An 18,899-nucleotide genomic window follows, 5' to 3' on the forward strand; every position below is an offset into this window, starting at 1 on the left:
GCGGACCCGGATTTCACTGAAGAGACATACGCCCGCCCACCGGCCCGCGTTGCATTCCGCGGCCACCTCGGCCACGTGCGGAACATCTCCGCGGCTCGATGCAACCCGGAGTCGCCGACCCGCGTATCTCCCGGGTGACAGGCCCCTCGAAATGCAGACGAACAGGCGACGGCACCGGCCGGACGTCCCTGCATCCGTGCCGCGGGCCCGGTGAGGAGGAGATCACGGTGCGCGACCCCCGCGACCGCCCCCTGGCAACCCCACTGCCGACCGAGTGAGGGAGGCCGCCCGTGAACGGGAGTTCCGCGAGTACGCCGAGGCCCGGCAGGCCCAGCTGCGCCGTTCGGCCTATCTGCTGTGCGGCGACTGGTACGAGGCCCAGGACCTCACCCAGACCACACTGATGAAGATGTACACGGCCTGGGGCCGGCTGCGCCGGGACGGCAACGTGGACGCCTACGCCCGAGTGGTGATGACGCGCACGTACATCGACCAGCACCGCAAGGGCCGTTGGCGGGAGGAGCCCGTCGACGAACTCCCGCAGCGGCCGACCGACGAGACCTCGTCGCCGGACCTGCGACTGACCCTGCGAGCGGCGCTGCTCCGACTGCCGCCGCGCTACCGGGCCGTGCTCGTCCTGCGATTCTGGGAGGACTGGAGCGTCGAACAGACGGCGGAAGCCCTGCGGATCAGCACGGGAACGGTCAAGAGCCAGAGTGCGCGCGGCCTGAACCGGCTGCGCGAACTCGTCGGCGAGCACATGTGGGAGCTGTCCGAACGGTGAGGCCGGCCATGAACGATCACGACCTGTTCCAACTGATCCTGGATCAACCCGAGCCCGACTTCCCGAGCGTGGTCGACGCGGCCGTCGAAGGCGGTCGCCGGGCCCGTCGGCGCCGCCGCATGACGATGCTCGGCACCGGCGCGGCCGTGCTGGCGATCGCCGGCGCGGGCCTGCTCCTGGGCCCCTCGAATCCGGAGCGCGTGGGACCCGCGGCGCCCGTCCCGCCGGCGACGACCGTGGTGACGAGCCGACCGACGCCGGACCCGGCCGGCCCCAGCGTCGACGCAACGTCCTCCGCCAAGCCCGAGGCCAAGCCCGAGCCCGCGCAGGACCCGGACGGTACGCCTGCCGATGCGCCCGGCCTGCCCGAGGAGACACCGGCGTCGACCGAACCCGAGAACCCGCCGCAGGCATCGACCGAGGACTCCCGGACGGTCAGGTGCCTGGCCACCGGGACAGGCAAATGCCCACCAACAGACCGAAATTGACGGACTGTCGCACGCGGATCGCACCGTTCGTCACCTGCCGTTCACGCCGCAACCGCCCGCCCGGCCCCTAGTCTGATCCCGGATCTGATCCCGGATCGTTTCGCCCGGAGGGAAGAGAGGCCCGGCGTGAACAGCACGGACCCGTGGACCGTGGATCGCATCGCGCATGCGCTCCCGCACCCCGAAGCCCGCCACGAATTCCTGCGACTGGTACACCTGACGCCGATCGGCGATCTGCCCGGCCTGCTGGCCCATTACACCCAGGCCGCGGAGGAGCTGATCGCCGGTCTGCCGCACGCGCGCGCCCTCGCGGCGCAGGTACGAGCCACCGGCAAGGACCCCGACCTCGACGAGGTGGACGAGGAAATCGTCCGCAAGTGGATCGCACGCGGCCGAGCGCAAAGCAGCGCCGCGTGACGTGGCGCCCGAGGATCGGCATCGAGCATCAAGAGGTCATCGACCGCTTCCCCGAGACCACGCTGAACCACTGGGGACTTCTGCTGTACAAGCTGGTCTGTGACCCGTACACGGCCACCGTCCGCTACGGCGAGGACGACCGCATCGTCCGCACCGCAGCAGCGGGGCCCTTGATCGTGGTGGTACTGCTCAACGAGGGGACGACAACCGTTACCGTGCTGCAGGTCGTGCACTTGGGTTGACCCGGTGCTTCCCGCCACCCGGCACGCAGTAGTGGTCGGCCACTTCCCCCATCACGCCTTCGTGCCGCTGGCGGCGCACCGACGGTGCACCGGTACGGCCCTCATGGTTCGCGCGCTTGGCGTGCTTGGCCTCCGGGTCGAGTACCCGACAGACCTTGCGGACCTGCGGGTGCTGACCGGGAATCGCATAGGCGGAGGCCACTCCCGCGAACGCGAGGCCACAACATGCCACAACCATGATCGCTGTCTTACGGATCCTGCTCATTCGGCAGAAGATAGCGGAGCCGAAGCCGGCGCACTAACCGCCTCAGCAAACCAACACCACCAACCCGCAAAAGCCCACCACCCCCGCCCTCCACCCCCCCCTCAACCCGCCACACCCCCGCCTCCACCTCCCACCCACCACCCCGACCCGCACCGCCACACCACGGCCCACCCCTCCGACACCACCACCCAACCCGCCCCCGGGAGACCGGGTCGCGGGGGCGGCAACCGAGAAGGGCGGCCGGGAGAACACGTGGTTCGCCCATCGGGAGCGTGGTGCTGCGAGTCCCGAGTCGAGGACCGCGGCGCCACGTGTCCCGCACCCGAGGCGGTGGCGCCGCAGCCCGCGACCCGAGGGCGTGATCTCGCGGATCGTGCACCCGAGGGCGTGGAACCGCGGATCGTGCACCCGAGGGCGTGGAACCGCAGGTCGCGCGCCCGAGGCGGTGGCGCCGTAGCCCGCACACCCAAAGCCGCGACATCGCGGGTCGCCGACCCAAGGTCGTGGCGCAGCAGCCCGCGTACCCGAGATCGTGATGGCGCGACCCGCGCAACTGAGGGCCCTTCGTTTTCCGGACGCCTGGCTTCTCTGTCTTTCACGCCGCGAGGCCGAGTTTGTCGTGATCCCGGAGAACTTCGAGCGGGATACGGTATCCCACTGTCCGGAAGATCAAGGGCACCTCAACCCGAGACCGTGATAGCGCGGCCCGCGCGCCCGAGGTCGTGACCTCGCGGATCGTGCACGGGAGGGCGTGGAGCCGCAGGTCGCGCACCCGAGGCGGTGTGCCGTAACCCGCACACCCAAAGCCGCGACATCGCGTGTCGCCGAGTGATGGCGCGGCCCGCGCACCCGTGGCCGTGATGGCGCGGGTCGCACACCCGGGGCCGCGGCAACGCGGCCCATGCATCGCGGCCCTCAACGAACCAAGCGGCTGCGTGTGGTGTCGGAACGGCCGACCTACGACTCACACCGCCCAAGACTCACCAGCCCACCACCGCGAACCCCGCCGGCTACACAGCAACTCCCCATCAGACGCCCCTGCGCCCTTGCGGCCATGCGCCGAAGCACGGACGCACGGACGCACGGACGCACGGACGCACGGACGCACGGACGCACGGACGCACGGACGCACGGACGCACCAACCATGCATCACCCACAAAGCGCACTCCGAGCAACGCCCCCGGCCACCGTGCCCCCACCCTCCCGACCCACAGGCCCAAAAGCGCCCGGATCGACGAACCGACGGTCCCGCCCCACGGACCAGAGGTCGTCCTCCTGTGAACCAGAAGTCTTCATCGTGCTCGGCCAAGCCCCCTCCGCCTTACCGCGCTCTACGCGCGCCGCCCTACCCACGCACTACCCCACGCACCTACTAGTCCAGCAGCGGCCGATCTCCCTCAGCCGTCGCCTCCCACCACCCCAGCCCACCCCACCCCGCCCCGCCCCGGCCGAACCCGCACCATCACCCACACGGCCCCGTGCCAACCAACGACCCGACAACCTCCCCACCCGGCCCCAACACCCCCAAGGAGCAGGGAGATCCCCGTCCGACAGAACGCACCCGAGCAGCCGATCACCCCGCTCCACCATCCAGTCGGGTGGTTGATCGGCCATCCCCCCGCCTAAGCTGCCGCCCGCCCCGCCGTCGGTAGCCACCGGAGGGATCCCGCATGCTCCGAACCCCCGTCCACGCCAAACTCCGCGGCCGGGCCATGGTCCTGCTGGTCGTCGTCCCGGCCATCGCCCTGCGCGACCTCTTCGAATTCCTCGACATCACCGGCACCGACGCCTGGCTGGCCACCGCAGCGTCCCTGGCCCTCCTGGGCGCACTCGGACACCTCGCCGGCTCGACCCTCGAAGACCGCACCGATCACCCGGACAACCGCGACTTCGAACTCCAGATCGCCGACCTCTGCCGCCGCGACGGCCTCCTCGCCGTCCAGGTCGCCCCGGACGCCAACATCAAGGCCTACCTCCCCAACGGCAGCCTGGTCCTCATCCGCTGCGGCCCCACCGACCACGAGGCCCACCCCTTGGACCTCCACGACTTCATCGGCACGGCCCACCACGACCACCAGGCCGACATCCCGGTATTCGTCACCCTCCACGGATTCACCACAGAAGCCCGCGAGTTCGCCCAGTACCACGGCATCGTCCTACTCGACCAACCACGCCTGGGCCAATGGCAACAGGGCCACGGCCTGACCACCCTGGTCGGCACCCACTGACCCCACCCCATTCCGGCCACCCAACCACCGGCCCACCCCACTCTCCGGCCCCACAAGTCCCACCCCCACCGGCCGAACCCGCACCTCCCCCACCACCACCCACGATCACGCGATAGCAACCGTTTTGCCCCCGACGAGCGGCCGAATCCCACTACGTGCAGTGATCTCCCGAAGACGCTTACGGCTCACCCGATCAAGTGCAATGATGCTTCGGATCACCGTTGAGCACCGAACTCCGAAGATCGCAACTGCGGGGGTGGCAGTTTTGCCCGGACCACACAAGACCCAACTCCCGGCAACCCTCCTGGCAGCCCTAACCACCCTCACCCTCCTGACCGGCACCACATCCTGCTCCTCCGACAAAAAACCCAAAGACCCAAAAATTAGTCAAGCATCACCAAAAACGGCAGCCGCGCCGCTCCAGCCTCTTCCGACTTCCAAGAGTGCAATCCCCACGGCACCGCCGATAAGCGAAGTCGAAGGCACCAGCACTGCGCAGAGTTACTTCGATGCAAGCAAGAAGGCGCGATCAGCACGCGATATCCGTGCACTTTCGGAAGTCGAAACGGGCACGCTGCTTGAGATATCCACCGCCCGCCTTGAGCGGATTGTTAAATATGGCGACAACATCGGTAACGACGAAGACTTGGCCACGAACAGCAACGTTCACGTAGCCCCGCCACAAGGTGCACCCCCTGGAGACACCAGATGGCTTCTCTCGATGGGTCGCCAGGCGATTGGAAAGCAATCCAGAGGCTCTCTTGGAATACTTCGCCAAGAGCAGGGCGTCGGGCCCTGGAAGATGTCTTTCCTTGCATTCACAGATGTCGGCAAGGATTTTCCAGCCGCCTCCCAAATCGCCACAGCGGAGGGCAATGGTTCCGGAGAACCATCCAACATCTACTACGGGGAAGAGATTTGCCGAGATTTTGCAAGCTACCTTGATGGTGGTTCAACCACAACGAACTGGGGGCCGAAGGCCAAGGCAGTAATCCAGGAAGATCGCAACAACAAGCACGACACGGAGGCACTGGCGAAGGGTGGTTCAGCAACCTTCAAGACCGAAATCCGAGATGGCGATAGGGTGCCCGCATGGAAGACTTCGGACGGCGGGAAGTTGGTCATGTGTACAACACGGTCCTCTTCCAATCTCACGGCCGGACCTACACCAATCACGGTCACAAATAGCCAAAGCTTCCAAAATCTGAACGGCCGAACAACTAAATGGAAGACCTTGAACGTCGTCAACGTCGGAATGACGGTTTTCAAGATCCCGGCTACATCGAATTCTCCCATTGACATCGTTGCCGATTCCGTGCGCTCACTTTCGACCGACGGCACTCCGGCTTGACCTTTAACAATTTGCTATCGCCTCGAAGATGCTCGTCAGGGAGGATTCATGAACAGAGCGAAGGTTCTACGAAGCGTCGCCTTGGCATGCACTGCCGGCGCTGCCAGCGCCCTGCTATTTCTTCCGCGGGCATCTGCAGGGGTAACAAACTGTGGCGACCTCATCATTTGCATCGAAGTACCGGGCCCCGGCGGAACGGGAGGAGGGGGAACGGGGAGCAGTAGTAACAGTGGTGGTGGTGGTTCAACGGGAGGGGGCAGCGGCGAACCCGGATTCACCCAGGGAAATGGGGAACACACTGCCGTAGGGGCAACGACCACCAACGGCAACACGGGAGGTAATCCTCCGCAGCCAAAAGCCCCTACCGATGCTGAAGTGGCAACTCTGGCCATGGCTCAACTCGAGCTTCGAAAGCCCCTCGTGCATATGACTCCGGAAGCCGGAAAAATCGGACTCGTCGGCCTGCCGGTGTGGTTGTGGATTGATTCGACCGATCCACATCGATGGTCTCGAGAGGGAATTTCCAAGACAGTGACCGAGCGCGGTGTAACCGTTACCGCGACGGCCCATTCGACCTATGTCTCATGGTCAATGGGAGACGGCTCAACTGTCAATTGCTATAATCCCGGCACTAAATATGATCCCTCTTCCTCTCGCACCTCGTCCCCTGATTGCGGCTACGTCTATAAAAGCACTTCCGGGAGTCAAAGCTCCGGCCGCTTCACTGTCACTGCCACTGTCCACTGGGAAGCCAGCTACGTAGGCGCTGACGGCGAAACCCACATTCTCCCGAACATGGCGGGCGAAACCAGTACCACTGCTCGCGTGGGTGAACTCCAAGTTGTCAATTAGCCCGCCCCAATAATGCAGCAACAGGCTCGATGACCCGCTGAGGGTCGGCAAAACGCAGAGGAATCGGCGTCGGCACGGCCAACTGGCGCAATGTTCGTATGTCGGGGGGCGGTTGCCGCAGCTGACAGGCGAGCGTGGCACCTACGTGTGGCCTGGGGGCATTACGTGCCGGCGCGTTGTGTTCGGCGGGCGAGCAGGAGGCGGAAAGCAACATCGGAGGAGGAAGCGGCTTCGGCAATGTAGGTGACGTTGGTCGGCCTCGTCGGAAATGCGGAGGCTCCCGTTGGACAGAGCGACCTCGCCGATGGCCTGGTGGCGGAGGTGCTAGCCGCCGTAAGTCTTGTTGCGAGGCTCGCAGGTAGCCCACAGGCGACGGAAGTCAGGGCCGGACTCGCAGAGTTCGATGATCGGCTCGGCGAAGGCCGGGGCGGCCAGCGTTGATGGAAGGAATCGACTGGATCGACATGCCGCCGTATAAGACCACGGCCATTCCGAGCACGGCCCCGGAAAGGCAGTCGCCGGTTTCGCCGAACGGCTGTACCCGTTCACCAAGGTCGGCCTCTGAGACCCGGAGAACCCGGGCCCCTAGAGCACCAGGCGATAAACCCGGCGAGCCACGGGCCTGACCGCCAACGTCACCCTCGCCAACGCATTCGGGCCGGTCGCCGCGAGCTCGGCGTCTCGGCGGCCGAGGTCGCAGTGGCCTGGACGCTGGCGAGGGCATCCTTCGCCCGCCAACCCCGCCCGGACCGACGTACCACCCACCCACTGCCGCGGCGCCCGGCCCCCCACGCCCGGCCACCCCGCGTCGGTTCGCCCCGCCACACCCAGTCCGGCGTGCCTTTCCATTTCACATCGCCCGCGACCGTGGGCGGCCTGGCCTCGAGATCGCGCGAGACACCCTGATCCGATTCGGCGCAAGGTGCGCCAACTCGGAGTCGCCCCAAAGGACAAGCGCGGTCGGCCATGAAGGGCGCAGGCCGCCCGCGCGCGCCGTCAGCGGACGTGCCACCCCATCGTCGTCGCGAGCGTGGCGGCCTGTTCCAGGGTGATCGTCGCGCCCTTGAACTCGACCGTCAGCGGGTCGAGCGAGGAGAGATCGCTGCCGCGCAGGTCGGCGCCGGTCAGCTTCGCGCCGTGCAAGATCGCGCCCGACAGGTCGCAACCGGTCACGGTCGCCTTCTCCAGACGCGCGGCGGTCAGATCCGCCTCTCGCATCCGGACGCCGTCGAAGCCGGCTAGGCGCAGGTCGGCACCGGCCAGCCCGACGAACGACCAGTCGCCGCCCGAGACCTCGAACAGGGTGTGGGTGCACTGCCGGAACAGGCTGCCGACCAACTTGCAGTCGGTGAACCGGGTGTCGAAGAATGTGCAGCGCTTGAACGTGCAGTTCGTGAACGCCGCCCCGGTGTGCCGCGACGCGTTGAACGCGACCCCGGCGAAGGTGCATTCGTCGAAGACCGCGCCCTCGTTGACCACCTCGGTCCAGTCCGTGTCCAGGAACGAGTAGCGCGTGTACTTCGTGGCCTCCGTCAGCGACCTCCCGTACCAGTCCTCGTTCCGGATCACCAGCTCCGCGTCGGGAATCGGCGGCTCGGGCAAAACGGGACCGATGTCGGCACGGGCGGGTCGAATAGCCATCCCTCCATTACACACGCCACCCCCGACACCACCCCCGCCGGACCGCAGCCGCAGCCCGACTGCCCCCAGCCCCCGCCTCCAAACCGCCCGCTCATCGCCTCGCCTCGCCCCGCCCCGCCCCGCCCCGCCCCGGCTACCCTCCCTCCACCACGAAGCGAAAGCCCAACGCGTCCAAAAAGGCCCGCAGCAGCTCGTCCGGCGTGCCCTCCGCGCGCAGCGTGGTGTCCAGGGCGGCCTCGTCCGGCGTGAGCCCCGCCTCGCGGGCCCAGCCGACGGCGTGCGGGACCACCCGTTCCGGTGGCGGGCCGAGTTCCGCGTCGAGCGCGTACGACCTGGCCGCGCGCGGCGCCAGCGCACAATGCCAGACGTCGCCACCACGCGGACTCTGCGCGTCGATCATCGCGAAGTGGCCGGACACCACGTCGGCGGTCAACACCGGCGCCTCCGTGTCTGCCATCAACGACGGACCCGGATCCAGCCCCGACGAAAGCAGCAGAACCTGCCAGTCTCCGTCGCGAGCCGACCAGCGCGGTTCGCCTCCGGCCTGCTGTACGGCCGGCAGTTCCAACAGGGGCCACGCCGACCGGGCGACGACATATACACCGAAGTTACCCATCGCACCCCAGCATAGGACCCGTCGGGCGAACGTCGTATCCCTTTGCTCCGACCCGCAGACCACCTGTACCCCTCCGAGCCCGCATGAGAGCGTGACCGGATGGACATTGCCACTCACCTCGACATCCTGCGCGCCGACGGCGAGTTGCTCGCCCGTACGGCCGAGCGCACCGGCCTGGACGCGCCCGTACCGAGTTGCCCCGATTGGCGAATCCGGGACCTGCTCGCACACTTGGGCGGCGTGCATCGCTGGGCCGCCTTCGTCATGCGATCGGGCAACACCACGCGCCCGAGCCGAGACGATACGGCGGCGCTCTTCCAGGCGCCGGGCGACGACGAACTGCTCGACTGGTACCGGAGCACGCACACGGATCTGCTGAAGACCCTCACCACGGCCACTCCGGACACCCGGGCGTGGACCTTCTTCGAGGCGCCGTCCGCGCTCGACTTCTGGGCCCGGCGCCAAGCGCACGAGACCGCCATACACCGCGTCGACGCCGAACTCGCGGCCGGTCTGCCGTCCACCGTGCCCGCGGACTTCGCCGCGGACGGCATCGACGAGCTACTGACCGGCTTCCTGTCCCGGCCCGGGCGCAACCTCGTTGCCGACCCGCCACTGAACATCGCGATCGCCCCCGACGACAACGCCGCCGCCTGGACGATGCGGATCGGCACCGACGCACGGCGGGTGGAGTCGGGCGCCGGCTCCGCCGACCTCACCGTCTCGGGCCCCGCCGAGAAGCTCTACCTACTGGTCTGGAACCGGGCCGACACCACCGGCTGCCGACTCGACGGAGACCCGGAAGTCCTGGCCCGTTGGCGCGAGTTGGCCACTGTGGATTGATTCCGCCCGGTGCCCGGAATTGGTGGGCCTCCGCGGGTCTAGCCTGCCCGCGGAGGCCCGCTGTGCCACCCCATCGGGCACGCCGGCACGTTTAAGGACCAGGGTCGTCTTGAAAGTCGTCGCGTTCTACCTTTGAACTACCAGGCCACGAGCGGCCCGGGCTGGAGTCGAACCAGCAACCGACGACTGGAGCCCCGTCCGGTCGATCCGGCGATGGGCGGCGATGCTGAGTCTGGAGCAAGAGTCTGAGATTCATCGCGGGCTGCCTCTGCCGTATTGGGCCATCCCGGCTCGTGGTGCCGGGAGGAGGGTTCGAACCTCCACCGTTACCCGCGTTCGTCACGACAAGCTTCAGTTTCAGCTTGCGCTCCTCGCGCACCCCCGACCCTCCGGCCGGGGGATTCTCGAATGCTACCCGCCGTGGCCGTTGCCGAGCAGGTAGCCGAACACCGCGTCACCGACGAGACGGTCCGTCACTTCCGCGCCGTTGGCCTCCTCGCGGGCGAACTTCACCGCGCGCTGCAACTTCTCGACCCGGTCGACGAGTTCGTTCACCCGACGAGCGGGCAGCGCGCCGGAGAACTTGACCGTGGTCCAGTAGCCCGCGGCGATGTCCTCGAAGTACATCTCCACCTGGGCCGGGTGGTGTTCGGTCGCCTCGGCCTTGACGTGGTTGCGCGGCACCTTCTTGGTCCGCACGGTACGCACCGGCTCGGTCCGCCAGGAGTCCGTGGAGGGGTCGAGCGTCCAGGTCTCGGCGGCGTCCAGGACCGGCAGCTTGCGCACGAAGGTGTGCACGTCGACCAACTGCTTCTCCAGGAAGAGCAGGTACGACACCGGCACATCGCGCAGCAGCGGCGTCCCGTCGACGACCACGTCGGCGCGCGCCTCGCAGTTGGCCCAGTCCTTCGTCGCGGTCACGTCGAAGAGCCGGGTGAGCGTACCGGTGACGGAGCGCAGCACCTCCTCGCCCTTGACCTGAACCCGGGTCGACTCGGGCGGGAGTTGCTCGCCCTCTTCGTCCTTGGGCTGGTAGGTACGCGAGATGCCGGACAACAACGCGCCCTTCTGGACCCGCTGATGAGCGTCCGTCAACTCCTGGAAGGACTTGGTCTTGACGCCCTTCTCCACCGCGATGATCTGGTTCAATTTCGCCACGCCGCGACGCTAGCAGTGGAACATCAGTACGGGACAACAGTTTTCGGCCGGGTGCGAGGTATCCGCCTGGGTAGAGGCAGCCGTGGCGGCGGCCGAGGCGGCCGGCGCAGCGAAGCGGTGGCCAAGTCTGTGGCCGGCCGAGGCCAGGCCGGGAGCGGGAGCGGGGCCATGCCGAGACCGGCACCAAGGTCGGGGCCAGGGCCGGCGCCCTGACCGCTCGGCATCCGGATGGAACCGGCCCCGGATCGCGGCCCCGGCAGGGTCGGGGCCGACCCCGGGCCGGGCCGGGTCCTCGGCCTCAGCGCCTGATCGGCAGGGCGAAATCGTCGTCGGCGACGATCCGGTACGTGCTGTTGAGCTGCCACGGGCCCACCAGACCCTTGATCCGCTCGGCGCGCCGCTGCTCACTCGCCCCGATCCGGTCGACCCACTCGGGGATCTGCTCGGGGCTCGCGTCGATCAAGGCGACCGTCATGAGCTGTTGCGGGTCGGCCAGATCGATCGCGCTGAGTACCCGCCGCGGATCGCCCGCGAATTGCTCGTCCGGGAGCCACGCGTCGCGAAACGTCGCGTAGTCCACGCCGTCGTTGAGCCGCCGTACCATCGCCCCGATCAGCATGATTCCCGTTCCCTTCAGCCATTGCCTTACGCCGTAAGCGCATCGCACTTACGGTGTAAGCACGATGCGAGAACAGCTTGCCTTACAGCGTAAGAATGGTCAAGGCGTCGCTCCACCCACCAGGCCCTCCACCGACCGCCATCCACCCGACCTCCCCGCGCTCCGCCGCGCTGCGCACGACGCAGAACTCGTTGCCCTCCGGATCGGCCAGAACGGCCCACCCCGTCCCGTCCGGGTTGCGCCGATCGACGACCATCCGGGCGCCCAGGCCCAGGACCCGTTCCACCTCCTCGTCCCGCGGACCGGCCGGACGCAGATCCAGGTGCAGTCGGTTCTTGCCGGCCTTCTCCTCCGGAACCTGGAGGAAGAGCAGGGTCGGACCCTCGGGCAGGAGCACCACCGCCTCGGGATCGCCCGCGCGGTCGTCCGGACCGAGCGGGCTGTCCAGGACTCGGCTCCAGAACGAAGCCAGCGCGAATGGATCGGCGCAGTCGACGGTGACATGCAGAATGTGCGAACTCACTTACATACCTCCGAATCGGGACCCGAACGGCGGATCGATACCCACCGGGCGAGCCGTGGGCCGTGGATCCTACCCATCCGCCGAACCGGTGACATACGTGTGGAACGGCTCCCCCGCGGCCACCTGTACGGGGCGAGGCTGCGCGGGACACAACGGATTCCCGTTCCGCGACACCCGATTCCCGATATCCGCGTTTTCCAGATTCCGGAGGCCGAGATGAGCGATCTCGATGCGTACGGCGGCGCGCCCGACAACCCCGACGTACTCGTGGTCACCACCAACGACGTACCGGGCTACCGGGTGCAGCGGGTGATCGGCGAGGTCTTCGGTCTGACCGTGCGCTCCCGCAACATCGGCAGCCAACTCGGCGCGGGCCTCAAGTCGATGGTCGGCGGCGAACTGCGCGGCCTCACCAAGACCTTGGTGCAAAGCCGTACGGAGGCCGCCGAACGACTCGTGGAACAGGCCCGCGGCCGGGGAGCCAACGCGATCCTGGCGATGCGGTACGACGTCACCGACGCGGGCAACGGAACGGAGATCTGCGCGTACGGCACGGCCGTGGTACTGGCGCAGACGTAGTTCGGCGCAGTTCGGCGGCGCCATACTCGGCACGGCGGGGCGGGGCGGGGACAGGGCGATGGCCCCCGCGGCAATCGGACCCGATCCGGGGCGGCCGATTCGTGTACGTCGGCCGTCCCTGGGTCACCTACGCGATACCTGCCAGCAGCGCCGTGATCGCCAACGCGAACCGTTCGTCATGGTCGGCCCGGGTACCGAGCCCTTCGGCCAACGCCGCCGCGATGCAAGGAAGTTCGGCAACGTCCCCGGGGGTGGTCCGCGGTGGCGAGTCGGCCGGATCCAGCTCCGCCAACGTGTGCCCGATCACGAACGTGGTTATTGCGTTGAGCAGTTGGCACGCCCGCAGCGGCGCGAAGCCCTCGTCCACCAATGCCGCGGCGGCGCGTTCGACGGCGGCCAGGGCGTTCGGTGTGGCGACCGGACGTGTGGCCACGAGCGGAACGACCGCCGGGTGACGCAGCAGTTCGGCACGGAACGCCTGGGCGAATTCGGCGAGCCACACCGTTCGCGGCCCGGCCGGCTCCGGCGACACACTCGCGACGATCCGCTCGACCAAGCCGTCCAGGACGGCGTCCTTGTTCGGAACGTAGTGGTACAGGGTCATCGCCTCGACACCGAGCTCGGCCCCGATCCGACGCATCGACAACTTGCCGATACCGTCCCGATCGGCAAGGGCGAGCGCGGCGTCCAGGACCTGTGCGCGGGAGAGTCGGCCCATCGGGATCAGGCCAGTCCGAGCAGGTCGGCGTGCCGCTCGACGGCGTACGCGAAGAACGGGTCGGCGGGGTCGACGCTGCCTGCGAGTTGGCCGAACAGTTCGAAGCTGACGATGCCGAACACGCCGGTCCAGGCGAACAGGGCGCGGGCCAGGACCTGCGGCGGCACGTCCAACCCGCTCGCCTCCACCACCGCTTGGAGTTGCGCGGCGAGTGGGCCGGGGAGGGCGGATGCGCCGGAGGGGCGGGCGAAGTCCTGGCCCGAGTCACGCAGGATGCGCAGGAGCGCGAACGGGACGCGTGCGAAGGGGGCCAGGGTATGTTCCGGCGCCTGATAGCCGGGGACCGGGGAGCCGTAGATGAGCGCGTACTCGTGCGGATGCGCCCGCGCCCAGTCGCGAACGGCGTCGCACAGCCCGCGCCAGGCCGCGCGGGGGTGCTCGGCGGGGGCCGCGGCCTCGACGGCGCGCTCGGCCCGTTCGCCCACCGCGTTGTACGCGTCGACGATCAGCGCGGTCAGGAGGTCGTCGCGGCTCGGGAAATACCGATACAGCGCAGAGGAGGCCATGCCGAGCTCGCGGGCGACGGCGCGCAACGACAACTGCTGGGCACCCTCGGCGGCGAGGTGACGACGCGCGGCCGCCTTGATCTCGTTGGCGAGTTCGGCTCTGGCACGATCGCGCACCGTGCGCGTGGCTCCGGTCATCCGGCCAGTGTGCCAGACCCCAGAGCACTGCACCCAAACGAGAGCACTGATCTCGCATCACTCAACCCGAACGAGAACACCGCTCACACCACCAGCTCCAAAACGAGAGCACCGCTCCCACATCACCACCCTCACCTCCCCAAGCTCCGAGGCGTGAGCGGGGGACGCATTCGAGAGCACCGCTCTCGGAGCAGTCACGCCTCTCTCGTCGTATCACCTCACCGCACCAAAACGAGAGCACCGCTCTGGGATCCACACCCGCAATATGCCCGCACCGCTCATGTCTTGGATCAGATCACCGCTCCGAGGCGCGAACACCAGGCACAACCAAGAGCACCGCTCTCAACTGGCCACCCTGGAAGCAACAGGGGGAGACCCGCCTGCACATCACCGCTCCAAACCGCGAGCACCGGACACAAACGAGAGCACCGCTCTTGTATCGCCAGGGAACGCGCGCTCGCGCCGCTCAGGTCACGCACCACCGACGCCCACGGCGGATACCCAACACCAGGCACAACCCGAGCACCGCTCCCAGCCCCTGCGTCGAAGGGGACGCACCGCTCGCGCATTGCCGCTCTAGGCCACGCACCAGACGCGACCGAGAGCAGCGCTCTCAAGCCAGCGGGTCTCGAAGACGCACGCCGCTCGCGCATCACTGATCCGAACCGCGGACACCAGACACAGACGAGAGCACCGCTCCCGAGTCACCGTCTCGAAGGCACACGCCGCTCGCGGAACGCCGCTCCGAACCGCGGACACCAGACACTGACGAGAGCACCACTCTCAAGCCACCATCTCGAAGGCGCAACGCAGCTCCCGCAACCCCGCTCCAAACCGCGGACACCAGACACAAACGAGAGCACCGCTCTCACACCGTTCGAGGGTCGATCCTCCCCCGGCTAGCCCACGCCGCACTCGCCTCGAAACCCGACAACCAGCCCGGAGCCCACAACGTCACCGTCCTGTCCCGCCCCCGCCCCGCCCCCGCCCCCGACTTTGGCTCCGCCCCAGCTCCGGCTCCGGCTCCCAGCCCCGGGGCTCCCGGCTCGCGAGCCAACGCCTCCGACCTCACCCTCTGCCAGCCCGCCCGAGGCGCCCCGCGCCGACCTCGTCCCACCCACCGTCCACGCCGACCCCCTCCCGCGCCCAAGCCGAATCACGCCCACCTCCCACCTCTCACCGGCCCCGCCCCACCCCCGCCATCGGCCACGACCTTGGCCGCCCCCCGCCCCACCCCGCCCCCGCCCCCGCCCGCTCCCCCACACACCCGCGCCCCCCGTGCGCCCCGTTGTGAGCTCGTGTGCCGATCGGGCCCACCGGCCAACCGGTCCGATATGTCGACCATGGCCGGTCGATACCCCTAACCTTCAGATGCGTGGTGGTCCACCCAGATGGGCACGGCCGGGGAGGCACACATGACCGAACGTGGTGGTGGGCGGGTCATCCGAATCCCGTCGGAGCGCGGGCAGTTGCTGCTTGTCGAGGGTGGTAGATCCGGGCGGGGGCGACGGGCGGAGAGTGGAAGCAACCTGGTCGCGATGTCGGCTCTGACGCCTCATCAGCTCTTTCCGGACGCGGCCGCCGACGTGGTGCAGTTGCCGGATGCGGTGCAGCCGCACGCGGTTCGGGCCTATCTTCAGGCCGCGGGCGCGGTGGACGGGCCGGTGATCGTCTATTTGACCGGGCGCCTCCTGTTCGACCGTCGGCGTCGCGAACTGCACCTGGGCCTGCGTGATTCGACGTCCGGCTCGGTGCGTTACGACGGGCTTCCGTGGTCCTGGGTGGTCGAACTGCTCGGTCCTCGGCCGGCCGAGAACACCCTGGTGATCTGCGATCTGACGGCGGGTCGGGAAACCTGGGAGGCGGCCCGTGAACGGGCGCACGAGTTGTGCCAGGGCCTTCCGCTGTGGGGCGTGTTGAATCCGCCCGACGTCAAGGGTCCGCCACATCCGTTCACTCGGGCGCTGGTGGCCGCGCTCGCTCAGGGCTTTCCCGAACTGCCGGATCCGGTACCGGCCGAGGAGATCCATCCGCTGCTCGCCGAGCGGGCCCGACTGGCCCCGGACACCGTCGAGTTCGCGCCATCCGCCGGCTCACTCGCGCTGGCCAACTGCTCGCCCGAGGCGCGTCCGCCGACTCTGCGTACGGCCGTTCGCCGGCTCAAGGCGGTCACGCCGCGCGGCAACGGCGCCACCGGGACCGGGATCTCGGCGCTGTCCGCCGTGCCGCCCAACGGCATGACCCCGGCCCAGCGTTCCGGCCTGCGCGGCTCCGGCGTGGTCGGCGGCGGGATCGGCGGCGGAGCCGGCCCCGAGCCTGCCCGGCAACGGCCGCCGGCCGCCGATCCGCGGGCCGAACCCGACGCCCACCCGGTCCCGGCCGCCCGGCCGCGCGACGAATCCGGTGTCGGGCGGCGGGCGCTGGGCCTGGTCCGTTCCGTACTCACCTCCGGGCCGGACGACGAGCCCGAGGTGCCCGGTACCAGCCTGCGCGACGCCCTCCGAGCCGGCGCCGCCAAGCCGGGCAGCCGCCCGCTCAGCCCATCCGCCCGCAAGGACGGCGCGCCGTCGGCGACCGGTCGCGGAGCCGGCGGTCCGGCCGCTCGTGGCAAGCCGCGCCCGCCCACCAAGTCCGCGCTGCTCGACCGTGAACCGGAGTTCCCCGGCCCGACCGACCGCCGCACGAGCGGCCCCGCACACGACTCGGCGACCGCCCCCGCGGCCGGATCCGCACACAGCTCCGCGAACCGCTCCGCCGACATCCCTGCGAACAGCCCCGCGAGCGCCTCGACTCGGCCCGCGACCCGCACGACGATGGGCGCCAATGCGAACCGCCGTGCGGCCGGTTCCGCGCCGCGCCCGCATCCCGAGCCGCCGTCCCCGCCGTTGCCGCCTCGGATAACCGTGCGAATCCAGGCGACCGACGCGAGTGCGCTGACCCCGACTACCGCGCGTCGTCCGCCGAGCACGAGTCCCACCCAACTGCCCCCGGCGCTCGCGCCGAACCGAGGGATCGGGCCGGACCGGCCGATGTCGATGCCGGTGCGCGGCCGGGCCGTTGCGCCGACACCCGCCCGGCGGGCGCTGTCCCAGGGCGCGTCGGCGGCGGGCGCGTTGATCCGGCCGGCGGACGTACTGCCCACGTACTGGAACGAGTTGGCGGCCATCCGGCACGCGTCGGACACCGGGCGCGGCATGGAGGCGTGGCAGAAGGCCGCCGAACTCAGCATGCACATGGAGAGGTTGGTCGGCCCGGCGCACCCCGGCACGCTGGATGCCCAGGCCATGCTCGCGTTCGTGAGCGCCGGACTGGGTCGGGTCGCGGACGCGGTGTTGATCTACTGCCAGGTCGCCGAGCGCGGTGCGGAGGCGGTCGGCCCGCAACATCCGAGTACGATCGCCGCCGCGGACAACGCGCTCAAGGTGTGGCTGCGGATCCCGGACGCCCAGGAGTCGGTACGGCTCGCGCCCGCCGTCGTGGCGATGCGCGAACGTGTTCCGGGCCCGGCGAATCGGGGCCTGGAAACCGCCCGGGCGCACCTGACCCGGATGCGGTTCATCCTCGACCCGGCCGCGGCGGACCCCCGCCCACGGCCCGAACACCGACCCGAGGCCCAGTCCGACCCGCTCGGCCAGGCCCACCCCGACCCGGATCCCGCCCGCCGGCCGACCCAGGTCCGCGGCGCCCCCGTCCGCCGCCGACACGCGAAGACCTGAGCCGCGCCGCCGCCCGGCGTGCACGCAGCACCGAACCGGACCGTCCGTACGCAAGGTCAACACGCGCCTTCGACACGCGCCCTCGACATGCGCCGGCGGCCCACGCCGCCGGCCCCCGGAGCCGAGGGTGCCTTCCGCGCGCCCAACCGAAGAGGCCCACGCACGACCCGAGGGTGGGCCTGCGGGTGTGACCGTCGGGTGCCGTTGCCGGGTGCCCTTCACGGGTGCCCTTCCTGGGTGCCGTTACCGGATGTCGTTGCCGAAATCCGGAGCACAATTGGGAAACACTTGCGCATGCGGTTCCGGCCCGTGTGCGGGCCGCCGCGTTCTACCGTGGACCCACCGTTATCGCCCGATGCAAGGGGTATCGCGTGGAATCGATCTCGGTGGACCTGCTGAGCGGGCTTGCCGCCGGAGCCGGCGGCGACGCCGGTCGCCTGGCCTGGAAACGCCTCGTGGAACTGGTGCGAACGCCGTTGCCGCGCGAGCCGGAGCGACCCGAGGGTGAGTCGGACGCGATCCCGCCGACGTCGAGTTCGTCACGCGCGGCCGGGTCGTCCGTACCGCATCGCCCGGCGCCGTTGCTCACGGGCGAGCTGGAGTTGACCCTGCTCGGACACGAGGCACCGGGCGGACTGCGGGCGTACACCCGGGCCTACGCGCTCGCCGGCGCGCTGTCGTTGCGGGCCGACCGTGATCCGGACTTCGCCCGGTCGATCGGCCGGTGGTACGCGGACGCGCGACGGATCGGGATGGCCGGGGAGGAGGCGGGCGATGGCGGGCCGCGTGGGGGCAGTTGCTGCGGTGGGTGTGCCGTGATCGTGCACGGGGACGGCGGAGACGGCTGGGAGGCACCGGGCGGGCCATTCCAGGTCGGATCGTGGGGGCATCGTCCGCTTCCTTCGGTAGGTGAACCGGCAACGGAGGGGGATGCGCGGGACGATGTGGGCGGCCCGGATGATCCGGGGGACCCGGGCGGCCCGGGCAGGCCGGGTGACCTGGGCAGGCCCAGTCGTCTCGGCGATGACGCCGGTGACGCTGCTGACGCCGGCGATCTCGGCGCCCTTGACGACCTCGGCGAGCCCGATCGCGACGGTGGCGGGCGCGACCAATAGGGGTGCTCGGCCCACCCTCTCGCCCCCAACATCCGGCAG

The 18,899-nt window shown here is 69.2% G+C and carries 18 protein-coding genes; 11 read left to right on the forward strand and 7 right to left on the reverse strand.

Annotation, left to right across the window (positions count from 1 at the left end; genetic code table 11):
• Window positions 1–274 precede the first annotated feature (274 nt).
• From ACZOOI_RS05130 to ACZOOI_RS05160, 7 genes are all read left to right on the forward strand, one after another.
• Window positions 275–784: a SigE family RNA polymerase sigma factor gene (locus ACZOOI_RS05130; protein ID WP_465279625.1), complete on the forward strand. Its 510-nt coding sequence runs from the start codon at window positions 275–277 to the stop codon at window positions 782–784.
• Window positions 785–792: 8 nt separating this feature from the next.
• On the forward strand, window positions 793–1,272 hold the full coding sequence (locus tag ACZOOI_RS05135) for a hypothetical protein (protein WP_465279626.1): 480 nt from the start codon (window positions 793–795) through the stop codon (window positions 1,270–1,272).
• A 126-nt stretch (window positions 1,273–1,398) separates the two neighbouring features.
• On the forward strand, window positions 1,399–1,689 hold the full coding sequence (locus ACZOOI_RS05140; RefSeq protein WP_465279627.1) for a hypothetical protein: 291 nt from the start codon (window positions 1,399–1,401) through the stop codon (window positions 1,687–1,689).
• Entirely contained in the window at window positions 1,686–1,931 is a 246-nt protein-coding gene (locus tag ACZOOI_RS05145; RefSeq protein ID WP_020555267.1) for a hypothetical protein, read from the forward strand. The genes ACZOOI_RS05140 and ACZOOI_RS05145 overlap by 4 nt, the downstream gene beginning before the upstream one ends.
• A gap of 1,936 nt (window positions 1,932–3,867) precedes the next feature.
• A complete protein-coding gene (locus ACZOOI_RS05150; protein ID WP_465279628.1) occupies window positions 3,868–4,425 on the forward strand; it encodes a restriction endonuclease in 558 nt (185 codons plus the stop codon).
• A 205-nt stretch (window positions 4,426–4,630) separates the two neighbouring features.
• Window positions 4,631–5,776 carry a DUF8094 domain-containing protein gene (locus tag ACZOOI_RS05155; protein WP_465279629.1) on the forward strand — a complete coding sequence of 382 codons (1,146 nt, stop codon included), beginning with the start codon at window positions 4,631–4,633 and terminating at the stop codon, window positions 5,774–5,776.
• Window positions 5,777–6,151: 375 nt separating this feature from the next.
• Window positions 6,152–6,628 carry a hypothetical protein gene (locus tag ACZOOI_RS05160; RefSeq protein ID WP_465279630.1) on the forward strand — a complete coding sequence of 159 codons (477 nt, stop codon included), beginning with the start codon at window positions 6,152–6,154 and terminating at the stop codon, window positions 6,626–6,628.
• A gap of 996 nt (window positions 6,629–7,624) precedes the next feature.
• On the opposite strand, the gene ACZOOI_RS05165 is transcribed toward ACZOOI_RS05160, so the two are convergent.
• Complete coding sequence (locus tag ACZOOI_RS05165) at window positions 7,625–8,269, reverse strand: pentapeptide repeat-containing protein (RefSeq protein ID WP_465279631.1); 645 nt, start codon at window positions 8,267–8,269, stop codon at window positions 7,625–7,627.
• A gap of 133 nt (window positions 8,270–8,402) precedes the next feature.
• The gene (locus ACZOOI_RS05170) at window positions 8,403–8,885 is read right to left on the reverse strand and encodes a hypothetical protein (protein WP_465279632.1); all 483 of its coding nucleotides are present in this window, start codon (window positions 8,883–8,885) and stop codon (window positions 8,403–8,405) included.
• Between the two features lie 99 nt (window positions 8,886–8,984).
• On the opposite strand from ACZOOI_RS05170, the gene ACZOOI_RS05175 reads away from it, so the two are divergent.
• The gene (locus ACZOOI_RS05175; RefSeq protein WP_465279633.1) at window positions 8,985–9,728 is read left to right on the forward strand and encodes a maleylpyruvate isomerase family mycothiol-dependent enzyme; all 744 of its coding nucleotides are present in this window, start codon (window positions 8,985–8,987) and stop codon (window positions 9,726–9,728) included.
• A 411-nt stretch (window positions 9,729–10,139) separates the two neighbouring features.
• Here ACZOOI_RS05175 and ACZOOI_RS05180 read toward each other — a convergent pair whose 3' ends face one another.
• From ACZOOI_RS05180 to ACZOOI_RS05190, 3 genes are all read right to left on the reverse strand, one after another.
• On the reverse strand, window positions 10,140–10,886 hold the full coding sequence (locus ACZOOI_RS05180; protein ID WP_465279634.1) for a DUF7873 family protein: 747 nt from the start codon (window positions 10,884–10,886) through the stop codon (window positions 10,140–10,142).
• 298 nt (window positions 10,887–11,184) lie between these two features.
• Window positions 11,185–11,505, reverse strand: a complete 321-nt coding sequence (locus ACZOOI_RS05185) for a hypothetical protein (protein ID WP_465279635.1) — start codon at window positions 11,503–11,505, stop codon at window positions 11,185–11,187.
• 82 nt (window positions 11,506–11,587) lie between these two features.
• A complete protein-coding gene (locus tag ACZOOI_RS05190; protein ID WP_465279636.1) occupies window positions 11,588–12,028 on the reverse strand; it encodes a VOC family protein in 441 nt (146 codons plus the stop codon).
• A gap of 216 nt (window positions 12,029–12,244) precedes the next feature.
• Between ACZOOI_RS05190 and ACZOOI_RS05195 the strand changes: the two genes are divergently transcribed.
• Window positions 12,245–12,607 carry a YbjQ family protein gene (locus ACZOOI_RS05195; protein ID WP_465279637.1) on the forward strand — a complete coding sequence of 121 codons (363 nt, stop codon included), beginning with the start codon at window positions 12,245–12,247 and terminating at the stop codon, window positions 12,605–12,607.
• Between the two features lie 127 nt (window positions 12,608–12,734).
• Here ACZOOI_RS05195 and ACZOOI_RS05200 read toward each other — a convergent pair whose 3' ends face one another.
• Together ACZOOI_RS05200 and ACZOOI_RS05205 are read right to left on the reverse strand one after the other, a co-directional pair.
• The gene (locus ACZOOI_RS05200; RefSeq protein ID WP_465279638.1) at window positions 12,735–13,325 is read right to left on the reverse strand and encodes a TetR/AcrR family transcriptional regulator C-terminal domain-containing protein; all 591 of its coding nucleotides are present in this window, start codon (window positions 13,323–13,325) and stop codon (window positions 12,735–12,737) included.
• 5 nt (window positions 13,326–13,330) lie between these two features.
• A complete protein-coding gene (locus ACZOOI_RS05205) occupies window positions 13,331–14,029 on the reverse strand; it encodes a TetR/AcrR family transcriptional regulator (RefSeq protein ID WP_465279639.1) in 699 nt (232 codons plus the stop codon).
• 1,538 nt (window positions 14,030–15,567) lie between these two features.
• On the opposite strand from ACZOOI_RS05205, the gene ACZOOI_RS05210 reads away from it, so the two are divergent.
• Both ACZOOI_RS05210 and ACZOOI_RS05215 read left to right on the forward strand, forming a co-directional pair.
• Window positions 15,568–17,745 (forward strand): hypothetical protein, encoded by a 2,178-nt coding sequence (locus ACZOOI_RS05210; protein WP_465279640.1) that lies wholly within the window; start codon window positions 15,568–15,570, stop codon window positions 17,743–17,745.
• Window positions 17,746–18,116: 371 nt separating this feature from the next.
• The gene (locus ACZOOI_RS05215; protein ID WP_465279641.1) at window positions 18,117–18,860 is read left to right on the forward strand and encodes a hypothetical protein; all 744 of its coding nucleotides are present in this window, start codon (window positions 18,117–18,119) and stop codon (window positions 18,858–18,860) included.
• Window positions 18,861–18,899: the final 39 nt, after the last annotated feature.

The sequence above is a fragment of the Embleya sp. L77 genome (assembly GCF_055557415.1).